The 17,215-nt window shown below is 60.1% G+C and carries 20 protein-coding genes; 15 read left to right on the top strand and 5 right to left on the bottom strand.

The features are described 5' to 3' along the window. Positions 1 to 535: 535 nt before the first annotated feature. The 3 genes from A0W34_RS31835 to A0W34_RS31825 form a co-directional block, all read right to left on the bottom strand. Complete coding sequence (locus tag A0W34_RS31835; protein WP_064442773.1) at positions 536 to 1,123, bottom strand: sigma factor; 588 nt, start codon at positions 1,121 to 1,123, stop codon at positions 536 to 538. Between the two features lie 119 nt (positions 1,124 to 1,242). Continuing rightward, entirely contained in the window at positions 1,243 to 1,830 is a 588-nt protein-coding gene (locus tag A0W34_RS31830) for a type 1 glutamine amidotransferase domain-containing protein (protein WP_076948892.1), read from the bottom strand. Between the two features lie 46 nt (positions 1,831 to 1,876). Further along, positions 1,877 to 2,065: a hypothetical protein gene (locus A0W34_RS31825; RefSeq protein ID WP_076948893.1), complete on the bottom strand. Its 189-nt coding sequence runs from the start codon at positions 2,063 to 2,065 to the stop codon at positions 1,877 to 1,879. Between the two features lie 240 nt (positions 2,066 to 2,305). Here A0W34_RS31825 and A0W34_RS31820 point away from each other — a divergent pair, with 240 nt between their 5' ends. Then, a complete protein-coding gene (locus A0W34_RS31820) occupies positions 2,306 to 2,572 on the top strand; it encodes a hypothetical protein (protein WP_232330109.1) in 267 nt (88 codons plus the stop codon). A 110-nt stretch (positions 2,573 to 2,682) separates the two neighbouring features. Here A0W34_RS31820 and A0W34_RS31815 read toward each other — a convergent pair whose 3' ends face one another. Next, complete coding sequence (locus A0W34_RS31815; protein ID WP_232330108.1) at positions 2,683 to 2,967, bottom strand: hypothetical protein; 285 nt, start codon at positions 2,965 to 2,967, stop codon at positions 2,683 to 2,685. An 80-nt stretch (positions 2,968 to 3,047) separates the two neighbouring features. Here A0W34_RS31815 and A0W34_RS31810 point away from each other — a divergent pair, with 80 nt between their 5' ends. The 6 genes from A0W34_RS31810 (at position 3,048) to A0W34_RS31785 (ending at position 9,492) form a co-directional block, all read left to right on the top strand. After that, positions 3,048 to 3,683: a TetR/AcrR family transcriptional regulator gene (locus A0W34_RS31810; RefSeq protein ID WP_232330107.1), complete on the top strand. Its 636-nt coding sequence runs from the start codon at positions 3,048 to 3,050 to the stop codon at positions 3,681 to 3,683. Further along, positions 3,680 to 4,627 carry a TauD/TfdA dioxygenase family protein gene (locus A0W34_RS31805; RefSeq protein WP_081559485.1) on the top strand — a complete coding sequence of 316 codons (948 nt, stop codon included), beginning with the start codon at positions 3,680 to 3,682 and terminating at the stop codon, positions 4,625 to 4,627. The genes A0W34_RS31810 and A0W34_RS31805 overlap by 4 nt, the downstream gene beginning before the upstream one ends. 358 nt (positions 4,628 to 4,985) lie before the next feature. Further along, positions 4,986 to 5,675 carry a nitroreductase gene (locus A0W34_RS31800; RefSeq protein WP_064442777.1) on the top strand — a complete coding sequence of 230 codons (690 nt, stop codon included), beginning with the start codon at positions 4,986 to 4,988 and terminating at the stop codon, positions 5,673 to 5,675. A 54-nt stretch (positions 5,676 to 5,729) separates the two neighbouring features. Further along, complete coding sequence (locus A0W34_RS31795) at positions 5,730 to 7,331, top strand: acyl-CoA synthetase (RefSeq protein WP_076948895.1); 1,602 nt, start codon at positions 5,730 to 5,732, stop codon at positions 7,329 to 7,331. Further along, on the top strand, positions 7,328 to 8,077 hold the full coding sequence (locus tag A0W34_RS31790; RefSeq protein ID WP_064442779.1) for an enoyl-CoA hydratase-related protein: 750 nt from the start codon (positions 7,328 to 7,330) through the stop codon (positions 8,075 to 8,077). Before A0W34_RS31795 ends, A0W34_RS31790 begins: the two co-directional genes overlap by 4 nt. Before the next feature lie 29 nt (positions 8,078 to 8,106). After that, a complete protein-coding gene (locus tag A0W34_RS31785) occupies positions 8,107 to 9,492 on the top strand; it encodes an aldehyde dehydrogenase family protein (protein ID WP_198035750.1) in 1,386 nt (461 codons plus the stop codon). 238 nt (positions 9,493 to 9,730) lie between these two features. Here the strand turns inward: A0W34_RS31785 and A0W34_RS31780 are convergent, their stop codons facing one another. Beyond that, positions 9,731 to 10,264 (bottom strand): TetR/AcrR family transcriptional regulator, encoded by a 534-nt coding sequence (locus A0W34_RS31780; RefSeq protein WP_179090799.1) that lies wholly within the window; start codon positions 10,262 to 10,264, stop codon positions 9,731 to 9,733. A gap of 274 nt (positions 10,265 to 10,538) precedes the next feature. On the opposite strand from A0W34_RS31780, the gene A0W34_RS31775 reads away from it, so the two are divergent. The 8 genes from A0W34_RS31775 to A0W34_RS31745 all read left to right on the top strand — a co-directional run bounded on the left by A0W34_RS31775 (position 10,539) and on the right by A0W34_RS31745 (position 16,768). Further along, positions 10,539 to 12,113 (top strand): ABC transporter substrate-binding protein, encoded by a 1,575-nt coding sequence (locus A0W34_RS31775; RefSeq protein WP_198035749.1) that lies wholly within the window; start codon positions 10,539 to 10,541, stop codon positions 12,111 to 12,113. Next, the gene (locus A0W34_RS31770) at positions 12,106 to 12,801 is read left to right on the top strand and encodes a nitroreductase (protein WP_076948899.1); all 696 of its coding nucleotides are present in this window, start codon (positions 12,106 to 12,108) and stop codon (positions 12,799 to 12,801) included. Before A0W34_RS31775 ends, A0W34_RS31770 begins: the two co-directional genes overlap by 8 nt. A 90-nt stretch (positions 12,802 to 12,891) precedes the next feature. Next, complete coding sequence (locus A0W34_RS31765) at positions 12,892 to 14,088, top strand: CaiB/BaiF CoA transferase family protein (protein ID WP_081559477.1); 1,197 nt, start codon at positions 12,892 to 12,894, stop codon at positions 14,086 to 14,088. Continuing rightward, positions 14,088 to 14,957, top strand: coding sequence for a MaoC/PaaZ C-terminal domain-containing protein (locus tag A0W34_RS31760; RefSeq protein ID WP_076948901.1), 870 nt, complete (start codon positions 14,088 to 14,090; stop codon positions 14,955 to 14,957). Before A0W34_RS31765 ends, A0W34_RS31760 begins: the two co-directional genes overlap by 1 nt. Positions 14,958 to 15,484: 527 nt before the next feature. Then, positions 15,485 to 15,649, top strand: a complete 165-nt coding sequence (locus A0W34_RS32980; RefSeq protein WP_156888993.1) for a hypothetical protein — start codon at positions 15,485 to 15,487, stop codon at positions 15,647 to 15,649. Between the two features lie 285 nt (positions 15,650 to 15,934). Further along, positions 15,935 to 16,243, top strand: coding sequence for a hypothetical protein (locus A0W34_RS32975; protein WP_143541236.1), 309 nt, complete (start codon positions 15,935 to 15,937; stop codon positions 16,241 to 16,243). Positions 16,244 to 16,271: 28 nt separating this feature from the next. Then, positions 16,272 to 16,532 (top strand): ribbon-helix-helix domain-containing protein, encoded by a 261-nt coding sequence (locus tag A0W34_RS31750; RefSeq protein WP_076948903.1) that lies wholly within the window; start codon positions 16,272 to 16,274, stop codon positions 16,530 to 16,532. Next, positions 16,529 to 16,768, top strand: coding sequence for a toxin (locus tag A0W34_RS31745; RefSeq protein ID WP_076948904.1), 240 nt, complete (start codon positions 16,529 to 16,531; stop codon positions 16,766 to 16,768). Before A0W34_RS31750 ends, A0W34_RS31745 begins: the two co-directional genes overlap by 4 nt. The last annotated feature ends 447 nt before the right edge of the window (positions 16,769 to 17,215 follow it).

Below are 17,215 nucleotides of genomic sequence, written 5' to 3'. Positions count from 1 at the left end.
ACGATTCTCGCCCCTTCTGCCCAATTCGCCGATCGATGAAACATGGCACCTTCGAGCGTCGATGCCGCGATCGAACCATCGCCTTATTTCCCTGCGGACTGTCCCGCGTTCTCCATCGCTACCGAAATTTCGGCAGAAACCTGGCGAAGGTGATCGAGCCATTGTGCATAGCACCAGTCCTCGGTTTCCGGTAACGCCGGCCCACCATAGTGATCGAGGACCTGACCCCGGCGGCGAGGTAATCGAGGGTCGCTGACACGCTCGATGAGTTCGGGAGCCTCCCAGCCACACGAACAGTGAGCCCGCCAGCCGATGGTCGCACTATCCGGAACATACGTACCGTCCGCGAGTCCTAGCCCACGGACACTGAACGAAACCGCCGCACGGTTTCCCGTCACGATTGTGACGGGAGAGCCTTCATGCACATCATCGGCACTCTGCCAACACATTCTGACCTCTATTTGTCACGAGAAACGTGAATTGTCTTGACATGACCCAGATGGCTTGCCATACGGAAGCTCCCACTCTGGCTTCGTCAATGCGACATAGGGCGGGACGAGGTTCTGACGTAGTGAAGGTGGACCGCCAGTAGGGCTGTTTTGATGCTCGATCTCACCACTTCCACCGGGATGTCGTCGGCCTGAGCGATCTGCCGAGATGTCATGGCACGGTAATAACTCCGGTAAAGATCCTTCCTCTCCCGATGTTGCACTGTCGGCCAGAACGACTCCAGCGTTATCTCATGTTCACGAGTTACATTCTCTCCCTGCCGACGCGACTCCTGCGCGTCGGCGAAGTCGTCAGCAATCGGCTGGATGCGTTCGTGCTGCTGAGACCGCATGTCTGCCACTGCCAGTCGATGAGCGATCCGAAGGACCCATGCCGTCGGCGAACCGCGTTCGGCTCGGTATCGGCTGGCAGTCCCCCAAACTTCGGCATAGGTTTGGCGTGTGATTTCCTCGCTACGTCGATGATCATCGATCATGTGGATGATCAGCCCGTAAACCCGGCCACAGGTGCGATCGTAGAACTCGGCGAACGCGTCTCGATTACCCGATGCCACCTCAAGCAGCACGCGCGCCAAGTTACTGTCCTGCCCGGCTCTTCCCATCGCATTCACCATGCCTGGTTGTCGAGCCTGCTGCCGGTCACCAGTACGGACTCGGCACTTCCGGGTTCCAGATCAAGAGTATTCTCCGGATCTGGTTCGGGCGGTGCAGAAGTCACGGTCTACCTGCCTCGTCAACTTCCCTCGAGAGTCCTCGACGACGCCTCGGACTGGCTGAGCGTGTCGGTCAGTTTCGCACAGAACACCGGCAAATCATCGGGCTTGCGGCTCGATATCAACGTATTCGGGCCAGACGTACAGACTACGACTTTCTCGTCTACCCACGTGCCGCCGGCGTTCGTGATATCGGTACGCAAACTAGGCCACGACGTCAGCGTACGACCGGCCACCACGCCGGCTTCGACCAGCGTCCACGGTCCGTGGCAGATTACCGCGACGGGCTTCCCTGCATCGAAGAAACTCCGGACGAACGCCACCGCTTCTGGATTCATGCGGAGAAAATCAGAGTTGGCCACGCCCCCGGGCAGGACGAGAGCGTCGTATTCGGACGACTCCGCCGACTCGACCACCGCGTCCACGTCAAAGACGTCAGCTTTGTCGAGATGGTTGAACGCCTGGATGGTGCCGGATTCTGTCGAAACAATCGACGGCTGAGCGTGTTCGGCAACCAATGCATCCCACGGATCTGTCAACTCGACCTGTTCGACTCCCTCCGTCGCCACAAGGAATGCCACTTTCTTCCCTGCCAGTAATTGACTCATGCTTGAACGTCCTTCCTCATCTTCGTCACTCCCGCCGCGCGACTGCTCAGCTGGATGCGCCCTCGGTGTCGTCGAAGAACGACCATTCGCCATCATGGTGGACTTCCATTCGCCATCCCAGTTCCGAGTTGTCGGCGCGAGAATCCACAAACCAGGCATGCGCATCGTCAGCGCTCTCGATGTCGCGCGTCGCGGTGACGTCGCCTGCAGGACTGATCACTCTGTAAGTAGCCATTCCGCTCCCCTTCCCCAACCGACGTTTCTTCAATCATCGACCGCGACGCACAAGTGTTTTGTACCCGCCACTGTTTCGGGCGACCCACCCCAGGCGAATGAACAGCCGGAAGGCAGGTCGTATCGCGGCATCCCCGAAATCTGGCGGATCGTTTATTGCCGCACCACCGGAATCACCGGATCTATAAACGTGAAACCCACCATTGCCGCAACGACGACGCCCACGTGAATTCTTGCGTTGATGGCGGAGTTCGAGTCAGATCTGATTCGTTCCCGTACTCGTGATGCTGTTGCCGCCGCGACAGCTGCTGGGAAGATGAAAGGGAGGCCGCACAAGCTCTCACCCGAGGAACGTGTGTATCTACTGCAAATTTATGAGACGGGCCAGTTCAAGATCGAAAAGCTATGTAAGAACACGGGTTTGAAGCGTTCGTCGTTGTATACCAATATCCAGCTTGCGCGGATCGAGCGGGAAGCTAGCGACCGGCCCCCTCGGATCGAGAACTGAACTCGAAAGTGGGATCCTGTCGCTAAGTCAATGGTGCAGATGTTGCCGGTCTAGTTGTCCCGCAATTAATTTAGACCGGTTGATGTTGAGTTCAGTGCCCATATTTTAGATCAGGCGGGCGTGAAGGCATTGCGCAACTGCGCTGTTACCACGTCTTCGAGGCAGGTTGCGAGATCGATGTCTTCTCGCAGGGTTGCTGATGCGTTGGCTGCTCCGACGGTGCCAGCGCACGGGTTCCATGCGAGTCGGTGTGCGGTGGGTGTGTCGGTAAGTTCGCCATCGGTGATGGCAGTTTCGACGATGTCGCTGATGGCGTCAACCCAGTGCGCGAAGGCGACCACGTCCCGACTGCGACCCCGGCACCCCGGGAAGAACCGCTCGGATGAGCTGAACACCCACGCCCCCATGTGCGGAGAACTGCTCTCGACAGTGAGGCGCCATTGACATGTTAAGGGGTGCCCCTTAATCTCTAGGTATGACCCAGACCACGTCTCGACAGGCGATGATCGAGGCCGCCGAACAGATCATCGCCGAACAGGGATTGCACGCACTGACGCTGACTGGCGTCCAGCTCGCGGCGAACCAATCCAACAAATCGGCAGCGAAGTACCACTTCGGCTCTCACGACGGTCTTATCGAGGCACTGGTCGAGGCCCGCATGTCTCCCGTCGACACCCGCCGACAGGAAATGCTCAACGAGATAACACGCTTGGGAGCCCCGCCGACCATCCGACAAGCCGTCGAGGCCCTCGTCCGGCCGCTCGCAGCGGAAACCCTCGGCCGACCCGGCAGCCGATATGGGCGCTTCCTCGTCCAAGCCCTGTTCAATCCGGCTCTCGCCGACCTGATCCGGAAGCACCTGAGAGCGGAAAGCTACAACCACGTGCGGGACCTGCTGATCGAACTCTGTCCTGCCCCGCACCCGATCGCGCTCTGGCGCACCGACAGCATCGTCATGCACAACATGACGATGCTCGCCGCGCAGGAAGCGGCTGATCGCACCCCCGCAGAGAGCACGGCGATCGTCTCCGATCTCGTCGATACCTGCGTAGCCATGCTCGAGGCACCGATCTCGACGACTACCACCGAATCCTTAGGAGCGACCTCATGACATATGCACTTCCGGCGACTGCCGCACCCACTGCGACCGATCCGCTCGCTTACTTCGGGCCGATCATCGCGCCACGGACCGGAGCGAATATGGAAGTCCTTCCCTACGAACTATTCTCGCTGGAACCACAGACGCCGACCATCGGGGCCGAAATCTCCGGAATACGATTGGGCGGAGACCTGTCAGACGAGGTAATGGCCGAACTGCGCCGCGCACTGCTCGAATGGAAGGTCCTCTTCTTCCGGGACCAGAACATCGAACGCGCGGACCACCGTGCCTTTGCCGAAGCCTGGGGCGCCCTCGAACAGCACCCGTTCTACCGCTACACCCAACCAGGGCAAAGCGATGTCGACGTCGCCACCCTCGCCAAGGACGCAGCCGCCGTCGGCGCCGAAAACATCTGGCACAACGACGTCACGTGGCACGAATTCCCCTCGTTCGCAGCAGTTTTGCGTGCCATCGAGATCCCCGCCGTCGGTGGCGACACACTCTGGGCCGACACAGGCGCGGCATACGACCTACTTCCCGACGACATCAAAGCCCGGATCGATCACCTCGAAGCCGAACACGACTGGATCAAATCGTTCGGCTCCGGGATGCCACAGGAAGCGATCGAGAAGCTCCGACCGAACTTCCCACCGGTACACCACCCCGTCGTGCGAGTGATCCCGGAGACCGGCCGGCGCGTTCTTTTCGTCAATGTCGCTTTTACGCAACGGATTCTGGGCGTATCGGAGGAAGAGTCGAACGAGTTGCTGCGCCTGCTGTACCGCCACCTGATGCGCCCCGAACTGCAGGTTCGTTTGCGTTGGAAGCCGAACACCATCGCTTTCTGGGACAACCGGACATGCCAGCACTACGCGTCGAGCGACTACTACCCGGCACGCCGTGTGATGGAGCGGATTTCGATCGTCGGCGACAAGCCTGTCGGCCTCTCCCGATAATCTGCAACAACAAGGAACGGCCACTTCACACAATATCGCGGCGAACCGAGGGCGAATCGTCGCCGCGCTCGGTTTCGTCATCGCACTCTCGAATTGCCCTCGGGCTTCGCAGGGTCATCTGTGATGTGCTCATGGACAAGACCTTTCATAAGCGATTTGACCGCTCGACTACGTGGGAATCCCCACCCCAGGATTGATCTAGAAGAACTAATTCTGTTGCGCCAGTAACTTACTGATGAAATCAGCAACACTTCAAGAACCCGTCGGAAGCCACAGCTTCCGCGTCGAACATTTCACAACGGGTCCAACGCCCCATCTCCGGACGTCTGATCGTCCAGTCATCTACAGGAGTGTCATCGTGACCGAAGTACCCACCTTGCCTGTCCACACCGATCTGCGGTCCGTACTCGAGACGCGCAGCAGCTGCCGAGGGTTCCGACCGGACCCCGTTCCGCGTGAGACGATCAAACAGGTCCTCGAGATGGCGCAGCGCACTCCCTCCTGGTGCAACACCCAGCCCTGGCAGGTTTCGATCACCGAAGGGGAAAGCACCGAGCGCTTCCGGAAGGGACTCGCCGAGTACGTTCGAACGTCCCCGCAGGAGCCCGACTTCCCTTTCCCAGCAGAGTACCGGGGTGCGTACGGTGCGCGCCGCAAGGAATGCGCAATGCAGTTGTATTCGAGCGTGGGCATCGCGGCCGGTGATCGCCAAGCCTCGTCCGAGCAGACCATGAAGAACTTCGATCTGTTCGACGCACCCCACGTCGCGATCATCACCACCGACGAGGCACTCGGAGTTTACGGCGCGATCGACTGCGGCTTGTACATCAACACATTCCTGCTCGCCGCGCACAGCCTCGGTGTCGCCGCTGTTCCGCAGGCCGCTCTCGCCGGGAGCGCGCCTTACCTTCGCACCTTCTTCGACCTTCCCTCCGACCGCAAGGTGGTGTGCTCGATCTCGTTCGGCTATGCAGACGAATCCCACCCCGCCAACGGCTTCCGCACCGATCGGGCGGACATCGGAACAGTCGTGGACTGGGTGTCCTGAGCTGACGGCCCGCCGCTGCCCACGTCTTCGTTCCACTCGAGAAGGATCCCTCACATGTCGTTGAACCTTGCAGACCTCTTCGAAGCCGTTGTCGACAAACTTCCCGACCGCACCGCACTGGTCTGCGGCGATGAGCGTCGCACGTTCTCCCAGCTCGACCAACGGGCCAACCGACTCGCACACTACCTCGCCAAGCAAGGTGTCCAGGTGGGTGAGCACGTCGGCATCCACATGCGCAACAGCACCCAGTTCGTCGAGGCACTGCTGGCCTGCCTCAAGATTCGGGCGGTGCCGGTCAACATCAACTACCGGTACACCGAAGACGAGCTGACATACCTTTACAACAACTCTCAGATCGTCTCGTTGATCGTCGACAGCGAATTCGTTCCGATCATCGCCGGCACCCTCCCCGCCTGCCCTGGCATCAAGAACGTCCTGGTCTTCGGGTACGTGGATGACCCGACGTCGATACCCTTGCCTCTCAATGACTTCGACGACGCGATGCGGACCCACTCGACGGACCGGGACTTCGGCCCACGCAGCGATGACGACAGATTCGTCATCTACACCGGGGGCACAACCGGAATGCCGAAGGGAGTGGTGTGGCGACACGAGGACTTCTTCATGGCCGCACTCGCCGGTGGAAACCACGGAGGTGCCGCCTTCACCAACACCGCCGACCTCGCCGACGCTGTCGCAGCCAACTCCCACCCCATGGCGTTTCTGCTCCCGGCACCGCTCATGCACGGAGCCGCGGTCTACTCGGTGTTCAGCGGCTTCTTCAGCGGCGCAAAACAGGTTCTCATGCGCAGCTTCGAACCAGTCGAAGCGCTCCGTCTCATTCAGGACGAGCAACTGTCCTGCATCACGGTCGTCGGTGACGCGATGGCACGTCCGTTCACCGATGCGATAGCCCGCCACGGCTCCGACTACGACCTCACCTCGCTGACACTTGTCAGCTCCGGCGGGGCACTGTGGTCACGCAGCTCGAAGAACCAGCTTCTCGAACTGATGCCGAACCTGTTCTTGCGCGACGGATTCGGAGCATCGGAATCCGGGGTGGACGGCACACTCGAGATCGACGCGGACGGCAACATGCGCGTCGTGGGCAACCCCGACATGCTGGTCGTGGATGAAAAACTGCGTCCGATCGAGCCCGGCTCCGGCATGCTCGGATACATTGCCCGCGTCGGACACGTACCACTCGGGTACTTCAACGAGCCGGAGAAGACCGCAGAGACCTTCCCCGTGGTCGACGGGGTGCGGATGTCGATCCTCGGAGACATGGGCCGGGTCGAACCGGACGGCTCGATCGTGCTGCTCGGCCGCGGCTCGGTGTGCATCAACACCGGCGGCGAGAAGGTGTTCCCCGAAGAGGTCGAAGCTGCCGTCAAGAGTCATCACGCCGTGATGGATGCAGTCGTCGCCGGCACACCGAACGCCCGATTCGGCGAACAAGTCTCGGCTGTGGTGCAACTTCGCGAGGGCTTCGAAGATATCGACACCGATGAGATCGCCGAACATTGCCGGGCCTCGATCGCCGGGTACAAAATCCCGCGTTCGATCGTCGTCGTTCCCGCCATCGTGCGCTCTCCCGCCGGAAAGGCGGACTACCGCTGGGCTCGCGCTACCGTCGCTGAGGTGGTAGGCGCATGAGCGTAATCCAAGAACAGCACGGCAGGATCCTGATCATCCGCCTCGATCGGGAGAACAAACGCAACGCGATCGACCGCACCATGGCCGAGGGAATCGACGAAGCCCTCAACCGACTCGACGACGATCCGGCACTGTGGGCCGGAATCATCACGGGGACAACGACGATCTTCAGTGCAGGCACCGACCTGAGCGCGGGCGCCGACCTGAAAACCGAGCGCGGTGGCGAGTACGGGATCATCCGACGGGAGCGGAGCACCCCCCTGATCGCCGCCGTCGAGGGCCCGGCCCTCGGCGGAGGATTCGAAATCGCGCTCGCCTGCGATGCGCTCATAGCCTCCCGTACCGCGAGTTTCGGCCTCCCCGAGACCCGCCGCGGACTCGTCGCCACATCGGGCGCACTCTTCCGGGCCGCGCGGGCATTGCCACCGAACATCGCGCGAGAACTCCTCATCTCGGGCCGCACGCTGGACTCGGACCGGGCCTACCAACTCGGACTGGTCAACGAGGTGGCCCAGCCTGGATGCGCGCTCGAGCGGGCCATGGCGCTCGCCGAAGACATCTGCCTCTCGTCCCCGATGTCGGTAGGCGAGAGCCTGCGTGCGCTACGCACCCTGACCGCCGACGAGGACGCACTCGGATGGCAGGCCACCGAACGAGCGATCGAGGTCTTCCTCGCATCGGACGACATGAAGGAAGGCATCAGTGCTTTCTTCGAGAAGCGCCCGCCGCAGTGGCTCGGACACTGAGCCACTGGCACACGATGAGAGTCACGACGATGAGAGAACAGACGATGAACGAACTCGTATCGATCAATCCCGCCACGCTCGAAGAGATCGGGCGTATTCCGATCACGACCGAGGAGGAGCTGGATCAGGCCGTCCGGAACGCGGACTCAGCCTTCGCACAGTGGAAAACCGACCGCACATACCGGCAAGAGTTGCTGCACTCCTGCGCTCTCGAGCTGACACGCAGGAGCGCCGAGATCGTGCCCCTGCTGGTGAAGGAACAGGGCAAGACGGCCATCGAAGCCGGCGGCGAGATGTGGGTCAGCGCGAAAAACTTCACGCACGCGGCTCAGATCGATTGGGCTGACGAGGAATTCGGACCCGACGTCGTGGGACGAACCGCCCGGATACAGCGGGTGCCACTCGGGGTTGTCGCCGCTATCGTGCCGTGGAATTTCCCGGTCTTTCTGATGGTCGCGAAGATCGCACCAGCGCTCGCCGCCGGTAACACCGTCGTCGTGAAGCCGGCCGAGTCCGTCTCCCTTGTGGTGGACAAGGTCGTCGAGGTCCTTGCCGCGATTCTGCCGGAGGGCGTGATTCAGGTCGTCCACGGCGGGCCGGCCATCGGTAAAGCACTCGTCGAACACCCGTTGATTCGCAAGGTCACCTTCACCGGATCCACCGGAGTCGGCAAGTTGATCATGAAACAAGCAGCCGAGGCCATCACACCGGTCACTCTCGAACTGGGTGGCAACGATCCGGCGATCGTGCTTGATGACGCCGATATCGCTTCCACTGCGCAATTTCTCGTGAACTCGGCCTTCTTCAATGCCGGACAGATGTGCGTCGCACCCAAACGTGCTTATGTACCGGAAGGCAAGGTGGACGAGTTTTGTCGGATCTTCTCCGAACTCATGGCCAGGCTCACCGTGGGTGACGGACTCGCACCCGGTACGGGGATGGGGCCTCTTCACAGCAAGGCGCAACTCGCCTTCGTGCAGGGACTGCTCGACAAGGCAGTGGCCGGTGGTGCCACGATCGTGGCCGGCGGAAAACCCGGCACCGACCTGCCGGGCTATTTCCTCGAACCGACATTGGTCTGCGGCGTCGACGATTCCGCCGAAATCGTGGCGTTGGAGCAGTTCGGTCCGGTCTTCCCCGTAGTCGCCTACAGCAGCCTGGACGAGGTGATCGCGACGGTCAATGCCCAGGAATTCGGGCTCGGAGCATCGGTATGGGGTGCTGACGAAGCTGCGGCGACCGCAGTCGCCGAGCGGATAGACGCCGGATCGGTGTGGGTCAACCAGCACAACGCGTTGGAGGTCGAGTTGCCGTTTGGCGGTACCAAGTCCAGCGGCTTCGGCAGAGAAGGCGGTCTCGCGGGCATCGAGGATTTCTTACAAACCCGCGTCATCAGCGTCAAGCATATTTCCTGAATCACAAAGCATTTGGGGTCGCTCTCACATCGAGCGGCCCCAATTTTGGAATCCGCTCATCCTTGGAATTGACATGTCTCTCCTCACCGACCGGGGTGCGGAAAGGTTCGATCAGCTGGAGTGGCTCACACCGGCACCAGTGCCTGGCAGACAAGCAGGATATTTGCGAATTGGGTCGGCATGAGCAGTGACTCACGATCTTTAGCGGCTCCCGGATAATGGGAGAATGCGCAGTCGCTCATTTTGACAGACCCGTGAGCATACGGACTGCCACCTCAGTGACGCGCTCGTCGAGCTGTTCTACCGGAATACCTGTCTCGCGACTCATCTGCTCACGAAAGATGGTGTAGCCGTAGTTCATTGCGGCAGTCATGACATGGGCTGCGACCGGATCAAGATCGGGGTGCAGATCCCCCTCTTTCTGATCGCGCTCGAGATCGGCCTTGCTGCGATCCAGCTGAGGGAACAGTCGTACATCAGGATCTCCGTCGAGCACGAGAAGCGCGGTAAGCTGCAAAGCTTCTTGTGCACGGATCGTCTCTTCCAGCACACGCGCGCGCCTCTGTGTGAACGGTAGCGCGCGGTCGGCCTGGAAAATCGCGGCTTCTCCCCAGCTGTGCTGGGCAATTGCAGCACGAAGTAGACCTCTTCTCGAACCGAAATACTGGTAGACCTGGCCGCGATTGACACCGGCCTCGTCCGCCACCTCCCGGAGGTTGATGCCCGCCAGCACACCGTCGCGCTCGAGCAGTCGTGTCACCGCATCGAGCATCCGTTGTTCAGTTGCCTTCCGGTCGCGAGACCTGCGCGAGCCACGGTTGTCCTCAGACTTCGGTAATTCGGTCATCGCCCCTCCTCTGGATCGAAACAACGCTAACAGTTCGCGAGCCTGGTCTTGACCCCTGAACCGAGTGGTCGAAAATCCTTGTGATGGAACCCCATTGCTGCTAGCGTTTCGTTAGTAACATTATGCTAGTTCACAGGCTGGAGGATCCATGCGCGTGTTCTTGCCGCTTCGACGAAGCGGTGCTCGATCCACTCGATTGATGATCGGCATCGCCCTGCTGACGATGACACTCTTGGCCTCGTGCGACTCCAGCGGCGCGGATCTGACGGAAACGCCTACGGGAGCTGTCGATAATGGGATCGTCGGCGGGCAGCAAACATCCACCGAACCCACCGGCGGCGGCACCGTGACGATGGCCGCCTATTCCAATGTCACCAACCTCGACCCGGCTAAGACCCCGGCGCTGGGCGCGACCGGTGGCAATGAAATGGCGGCTATCTACGACGTTCTGATGCGCTATGAGCCCACTTCCGGCACGTTCGTCCCACACTTGGCCGAGTCTTTGACTGTGTCATCGGATGGGTTGCAGTGGGTCCTGCAACTACGCGACGAGGTTACGTTCAGCGACGGAAATGATGTGACTGCAGCCGCGGTGATGTCGAGCATCGACCGATACACCAACGCAAACGGCCCCGGAAGCCAACTATGGAAGTCGAATGTCGCGTCCGCGGAAACCTCGGGACCTCGCTCGATCACGTTCACGCTGAAACAGCCGTGGACAGAGTTTCCCGCAACACTCGCCAGCGGTTACGGCATGGTCGTCTCCGCGAGCTCTGTCGCGGGTGAGCAATTCACTCCCATCGGAGCTGGACCCTTCACAATTGACCAATTCAGGCCAAATGAGGAACTCCGACTCAAGGCAAGACCGGACTATTGGGGCGGAAAGCCATATCTGGATGCTCTGCGCTTCGTCGGGTTGACCGGAGATACGGAAAAGATTGAGGCCCTCAATGTGAACGATGTCCAAGTTGGATTCATCCGTTCCTCTGAGGCGGTACAGCGCGCCCGGACGGAGGGTTATCCCGGATATATCGAGACGGTGCCCCTCGCCAGCGTCGTCATGATCAACAACCGTCCAGGTCGCCCCGGTGCCGATGTTCGCGTGCGTCAAGCCATTGCTCACGCCGTCAATTTGGACACTTTCAACGAACGCGTTGACAAAGGCGCTGGCCTGCCCGGATCCTCGATCTTCCCCGAGTGGTCCCCGCTGCACGGTGAAGTCAGCGGACTGGATTACAACCCAGAGGCTGCGAAACGACTCCTCGACGAGGCAAAGAGCGACGGATACGACGGACACTTATCGTTTCTGGGCATCGCCGCAGCGAAATCGCAAGCCACTGCACTCGCGGTGCAGTCCATGCTCCAAGCGGTGGGCTTCACAGTCACACTGGAGCTGGAGAACAGCGCCGGCGATGTAACCAAAAGACTCAACGTCGCGCACGACTACGACATCAGCTATTCCGGCATCAGCTTGCCCGCTGCCGCACCCGTCAACAAACTGACATCAGCACTGAATAGTACGTCCAACAATAACTACCTGGGATATTCGAACCCACGCATGGACGCCTTGCTCTCTCAACTTCAGACAACAGATGCAGACTCGGATGCACGTCGAGAATTGCTCGAAGAACTTCAGGGCCTGGTGAACGAGACCCTCCCGTTCGTCACACTCGGCGCGGCGCCGACTTTCACTCTGTGGGCGGCCGGCGTTCACGGTATCGAACCAAGCATGGACTCCATCATGCTTTTTGGAAAGGCTTGGCTCAGTGCCTGATTCAGAGCTCCACACCACGGGACGTCCCGAAGTCCTGGACGCGATTCTGCAGGACCGACGAAGCTGCCGCGCCTTTCGCCCGGAGACAGTTCCCACCGATATCGTCGAGCGAATTCTCGAGATGGCACAGAAGTCGCCATCCTGGTGCAACACCCAACCTTGGCACGCCACCATCACAAGCAAAGACGCTACCGAGCGTTTTCGGCGTGGCTTAGTCCAACACGTGCGTAGTGGACCACATCAACCGGACTTTCCGTTCCCACATGCATACGAAGGTGAGTATCGCGCCCGGCGACGACACTGTGCGGCCCAGCTCTACGGCGCTCTGGGCATCGAGCCAGGTGACCGTGTCGCGTCAGTAGGACAAGCGATGAAGAACTTCGAATTTTTCGGAGCCCCTCACGTCGCAGTGATAACCACTGAGGACGCCCTCGGTGTGTACGGCGCGGTGGACTGCGGACTCTATGTCGGGACATTCCTGCTCGCAGCGGAGAGCCTCGGTGTCGCCTGCATTCCTCAGGCAGCGCTGGCCGGCTACGCCGAGTTCATCCGCGAATTCTTGGGACTGGACAACAACCGCAAGATCGTCTGCGCAATCTCGTTCGGCTACGCCGACGAAGAACATCCCGCCAATGGCTTTCAGACGACTCGAGAACCGGTTGCGAACGCAGCTTCGTGGGCGCATTAACTCGGCCCCACCCGCCGAGCCGAGAGCCCATCCGAGACACCTGACGACAAAATCCCACTCACGGCACGACATCGAAGGACGCTGAAGAACATGGCTGAACTACCCCTTGAAGGCATCCGGGTCCTGGACATCTCCTCGGTTATCGCGGCACCCGTCGCCACTACATTCCTTGCCGACTTCGGCGCCGAGGTCGTCAAGGTCGAGGAGCCGACCGCGGGCGACTTCCTCCGTGGAAATTCCGGCACCCCGGGAAAGCGCTCACTGCAGTGGGCGCAGGAGGGGCGAAACAAAAAGTCCGTCACCCTCGATCTGAGACAGGCCCGAGGGCAGCAAATTTTGCGTGAACTCATCCCCAATTTCGACGTGGTCGTCAGCAACCACCGCCTGCCCACGCTCGAAAAATGGGGACTGTCCCCCGAGTCGATGCAAGCAGTCAATCCGCACGGCGTCTTCGTCTTCGTCACCGGCTACGGTCTGACCGGACCTTATCGAGATCGGGGTGCATTCGACAGGATCGCCAGCGCATTCTCCGGGCTCACCTATGTGAGCGGTGAACCCGACCGCCCGCCGGTGCGAACAGGATTCGCGATGATCGACTATATGGCCGCCTACCTGACAGCTTTCGCCACAGTGACTGCCCTGTACCACCGAGACGCCAACGGTGGACGGGGGCAAATCATCGACTCCTCACTCTACGAGGCAGGGTTCCGGGCCAGTGAGGATGCGCTGCTGTCCTACTCCTCGAATGGCATGACCCGGGAGCGAAGCGGTAACCGTAATCCGGCATTGGTTCCGGCGAGTGACTTCGATACTGCAGACGGCCGCCGGATTGCTGTGCACGCGGGAACCGATCCGCTGTTCCGCCGCCTCGCACAGGTCTTGGGCCGACCCGATCTTGCCGACGACCCGCGCTTCGCTACGCGCGCCGCGCGCGCGGAGAACCCCGAATACCTCTACAAGATCATCGGCGAGTGGGCAGCAGAGAAGAATGCCGATGAAGCAACCGAGATCCTCAGTGCGGTAGGCATTCCTGCATCTCCCCTCATGAACGTCGCCGACATCGCCAGCAACCCCCACTACCGCGAGCGGGGCACCATCGTCGATGTCGAGGATCCAGATTTCGGCGAAATTTCGATGGTTGCACCGCTACCGCACTTCAGCGAGACGCCGGGTCGCATCGAAACGCTCGGATGCGCATTGGGCGCCCACACGGACGAAATCTACCGAACCCTGCTCGGATTCAATGACGAGGACCTCACCGAACTACGGTCCGCAAAGGTGATCTGATGCCGATCGACGTCGCAGCCGCACTTTCGGTGAAACCCACCGTGCAGCGCCTGCAATGGACCAAACGGGACGTTTTGCTGTACCACCTGAGCATAGGCGCAGGATCTGATCCAACCGACCTCACCGAACAACGCTGGGTCTACGAGCGAAACCTGCAGGTACTTCCCACGTTCGCAATGGTTGCAGGAAAAGGGGTCTCGGCGCCGAGCACTCCGAATACGACGGCGCTACCAGGAATCGACGTGGCGCCCGCGAAACTCCTGCATGCAGGCCAGAAATTGGTTATTCACCGTCCAGTCGCTCCCGGAGACTCCGCCATGATTACAACGCGCATGATAAACGTGTCGGATCGAGGAAACGCCGCCGTCATCGAAATGGAATCCCTCGCAATGACAGCGAGCGGAGAGCCCTACTGGACCAGTAGAACAAGCATATGGGCCAAAGACGAAGGCGGGCAGGGCAAGAAGACCCCGTCGACCGAAACGCCAACAGTATTGCCCGACCGCGCACCAGATATGGTCATCCATCGAACAACCCGTCCGGATCAAGCCCTGCTGTACCGACTGAATGGTGGGAGGAATCCACTACATGTGGATCCAATATTCGCTCGGCAGGCAGGCTTCGAGCGGCCCACCCTGCACGGATTGGCGACATACGGGATTGTCTGCAAAGCACTGGTGGACGAGATACTAGGTGGGAATACCGCACGGGTAGGCAGTTTCAATGCTCGTTTCTCCAGCTATGTGTTGCCCGGTCACAGCCTACGAATCTCGGTCTGGAACGAGGGCTCTACGCTTTGGTTCTTCGCCACCTGCCCGGAGCGCGGCGATGTACCTGTACTGACACACGGCCGCATGATGCTCAGCTAGCGACACGAGTCCAGCTCCGCATTTCCAACAGAACTGTAAGGTTAAATGTGCTGTTCTTGGGAATCACTGATCCAACCGGTGTTTCTTCGCCAATGGTCACAAGACCGGGAAATCAAATGCTGCAACAAAATCCACTTCAGCGATCTGCCGGAATCCAGTGAGCAGGCAAACGAAAAGCAACGGCCCGGTATCCTTGTAGTAACTCCCAGCGAATACTGCTTACACGATCGATACTGACGTGGGTGGCCATTCTTTTCCGGTGATGCACTCGGTGCAGTCGAGGACTCCGACGAGAATCAGTCAGGTTGCGCGTGAGGTGATTCCGGCGTGGGTGCAATCTCTATGGTGGGCACTGCGGTAGACTTGAGAGTTAATCCGCGGGTGATGTCTTCGGCGTTAGTCATAGGTTAATTGCAATCCAATTAACCTGTTTCTACCGTTTTTAACTGGTTAATACGAACCTATTAACATGATCCGGATCACTGGGCTTTAGGTGTTCCCTCCCCTGCTCGGACCGACTTCCGATAGTGGTTCTCGTCCGGTTCGTCGCCTCGTCCGTGGTGTTCGATGAGCAATTGTGCTCCGTCGGCGCGGCCTGTGAGCGTGAGGAGTGCGGTGAGGGCGTCGGCTTCGCTGCACGCGAGGCACTGTCCGAGAGCCCTGTGGGTATCGGTATGGCTGAACACTTCTGAGAATCATCCGAGGGAGTCGACGAGTGCCGTGGTGTCCGACCAGATGGCTGCCCCATCGGATACCGGTTGGCGAGTTCGTGCGCTCTGCGGTCGATCTTCGACGGAACGGCCCCGCATCTGAACCAGTGGCCGTACGGCGAGGGAATCGGCTGAGCGTTCAACGTCTACATCATCGTGCTCTGTCTCAACACCGGAAAACCCATCGTCAGAAGCTGTCAGCAAACTGCATCGTGCACCTTATTTCCCCGTCGTTGGTTACGGGTTCACCGCAATTACCGTGTGGGGATGAACGGTGATGTTGATCCATCCGGTCTGACTTGCGGAAATCAAGCGGGACGAGTCTCCCGACTGGGTGATGTATCGATAGTTCATCGCCTGTTCGAAGAGGGAGTTGGCGAATCTGGCTTTCCTTTTGATGCGCGTGGCGACGGTCTCGGGATCTGTACCCGCCGTAACTTCTTCGGTGGCCTGTCGGAATATCTCGGTATTGGCTATCGTGCATTTTCGCCAGAAACTTTGGATCCCGCCGCGGTATCCGGACATGTAGAGCGCGGGCGTGTGACGACCGGCAGCGGGATCCAGAAACGTCCCTGATCAAGAATTTCGTATTACACTAATATCCATGACTCACGAAGCGATCAACGGACAGCCTGTCACCGACGACATGATCGAAGAATGGGCAGACGAAGCCGAGACCGGCTACGACGTCGAAAAGTTACGCAAGCGCGGCCGACCCACCGTCGGGGTCGGCCCCGGGGCCGTAGTGCCCGTACGTATGGACGCCGCACTGCTCGAGGCGTTGAACGCGCGCGCAGAGCAGGAACACGTCTCCCGATCCGAAGCGATCCGAGAAGCGGTGCGCGCCTGGACCCAGGTCGCGTGAAGGCACATAAATCCGCACTCAAACACGGAATCAACGAAAAGGCCGGGATCTACGCGGCAGAGCACCACGTGTATATCGCAGATCTGGACGACGACAACCCCGCGCGCCAATTCCGGCTGGGCTTCGACCCTGACGGCCGCCTCCTCGAACTAGTCGTCCTGCGCTTCGACAGCGGAAACGAACTGCTCATCCACGCCATGAAAGCCCGTTCCCACTACCTCGACCTCCTGCCATGATCCTTGCCGATCACCGCTCAGGATGAGGCCCGTCGCTGTTGCGTCGGAGTCTGGCCGTCGCCCAGCAACGGAGCCACCTGCCCGGCGGATCGACAGGATGGAACTGCGCCCTAGCCTTGCCGCGAAGAACCGGGCGTCGCCGTGCTGACGTGCACCGCGCACCCGGGGACAGAAACCCGCGCGCCGCTGTCGTCCACTGGCTAAGTCTCGGCTTTTCAGCTGCATAGGCCGGGGACTTTGATAACTCGTATCGTGCGGTCGCGGCGGAACACGGAGTACTTGCTGAACAGTTCCGTCGGGTTGAACGCTTGTCCTACGCGTTTGACGTTGTTGTTGCGCTGGTAGACCATTCGACCGATGACCCCAGCGATCGGCACTGTTCCACTCGCCGACCTTCTGGGGTTGATCCGTTATCGTCGGTGATGCGTTGACCTGTTGAGACCAAGA

The sequence above is a fragment of the Rhodococcus sp. BH4 genome, from assembly GCF_002079265.1.
Lineage (GTDB): Bacteria > Actinomycetota > Actinomycetes > Mycobacteriales > Mycobacteriaceae > Rhodococcus_F > Rhodococcus_F qingshengii.
Note: the sequence above shows the minus strand (reverse complement) of the source record. Positions and strands in the feature narration are given on the sequence as shown.

Bases quoted from the DNA above. Each gene is read 5' to 3' on its own strand.
- A0W34_RS31835 (WP_064442773.1), bottom strand. From the start codon at position 1,123: ATGGTGAATGCGATGGGAAGAGCCGGGCAGGACAGTAACTTGGCGCGC.
- A0W34_RS31830 (WP_076948892.1), bottom strand. From the start codon at position 1,830: ATGAGTCAATTACTGGCAGGGAAGAAAGTGGCATTCCTTGTGGCGACG.
- A0W34_RS31825 (WP_076948893.1), bottom strand. From the start codon at position 2,065: ATGGCTACTTACAGAGTGATCAGTCCTGCAGGCGACGTCACCGCGACG.
- A0W34_RS31820 (WP_232330109.1), top strand. From the start codon at position 2,306: ATGGCGGAGTTCGAGTCAGATCTGATTCGTTCCCGTACTCGTGATGCT.
- A0W34_RS31810 (WP_232330107.1), top strand. From the start codon at position 3,048: ATGACCCAGACCACGTCTCGACAGGCGATGATCGAGGCCGCCGAACAG.
- A0W34_RS31805 (WP_081559485.1), top strand. From the start codon at position 3,680: ATGACATATGCACTTCCGGCGACTGCCGCACCCACTGCGACCGATCCG.
- A0W34_RS31795 (WP_076948895.1), top strand. From the start codon at position 5,730: ATGTCGTTGAACCTTGCAGACCTCTTCGAAGCCGTTGTCGACAAACTT.
- A0W34_RS31790 (WP_064442779.1), top strand. From the start codon at position 7,328: ATGAGCGTAATCCAAGAACAGCACGGCAGGATCCTGATCATCCGCCTC.
- A0W34_RS31785 (WP_198035750.1), top strand. From the start codon at position 8,107: ATGAGAGAACAGACGATGAACGAACTCGTATCGATCAATCCCGCCACG.
- A0W34_RS31780 (WP_179090799.1), bottom strand. From the start codon at position 10,264: ATGCTCGATGCGGTGACACGACTGCTCGAGCGCGACGGTGTGCTGGCG.
- A0W34_RS31775 (WP_198035749.1), top strand. From the start codon at position 10,539: ATGATCGGCATCGCCCTGCTGACGATGACACTCTTGGCCTCGTGCGAC.
- A0W34_RS31765 (WP_081559477.1), top strand. From the start codon at position 12,892: ATGGCTGAACTACCCCTTGAAGGCATCCGGGTCCTGGACATCTCCTCG.
- A0W34_RS31760 (WP_076948901.1), top strand. From the start codon at position 14,088: ATGCCGATCGACGTCGCAGCCGCACTTTCGGTGAAACCCACCGTGCAG.
- A0W34_RS32975 (WP_143541236.1), top strand. From the start codon at position 15,935: ATGAACGGTGATGTTGATCCATCCGGTCTGACTTGCGGAAATCAAGCG.
- A0W34_RS31750 (WP_076948903.1), top strand. From the start codon at position 16,272: ATGACTCACGAAGCGATCAACGGACAGCCTGTCACCGACGACATGATC.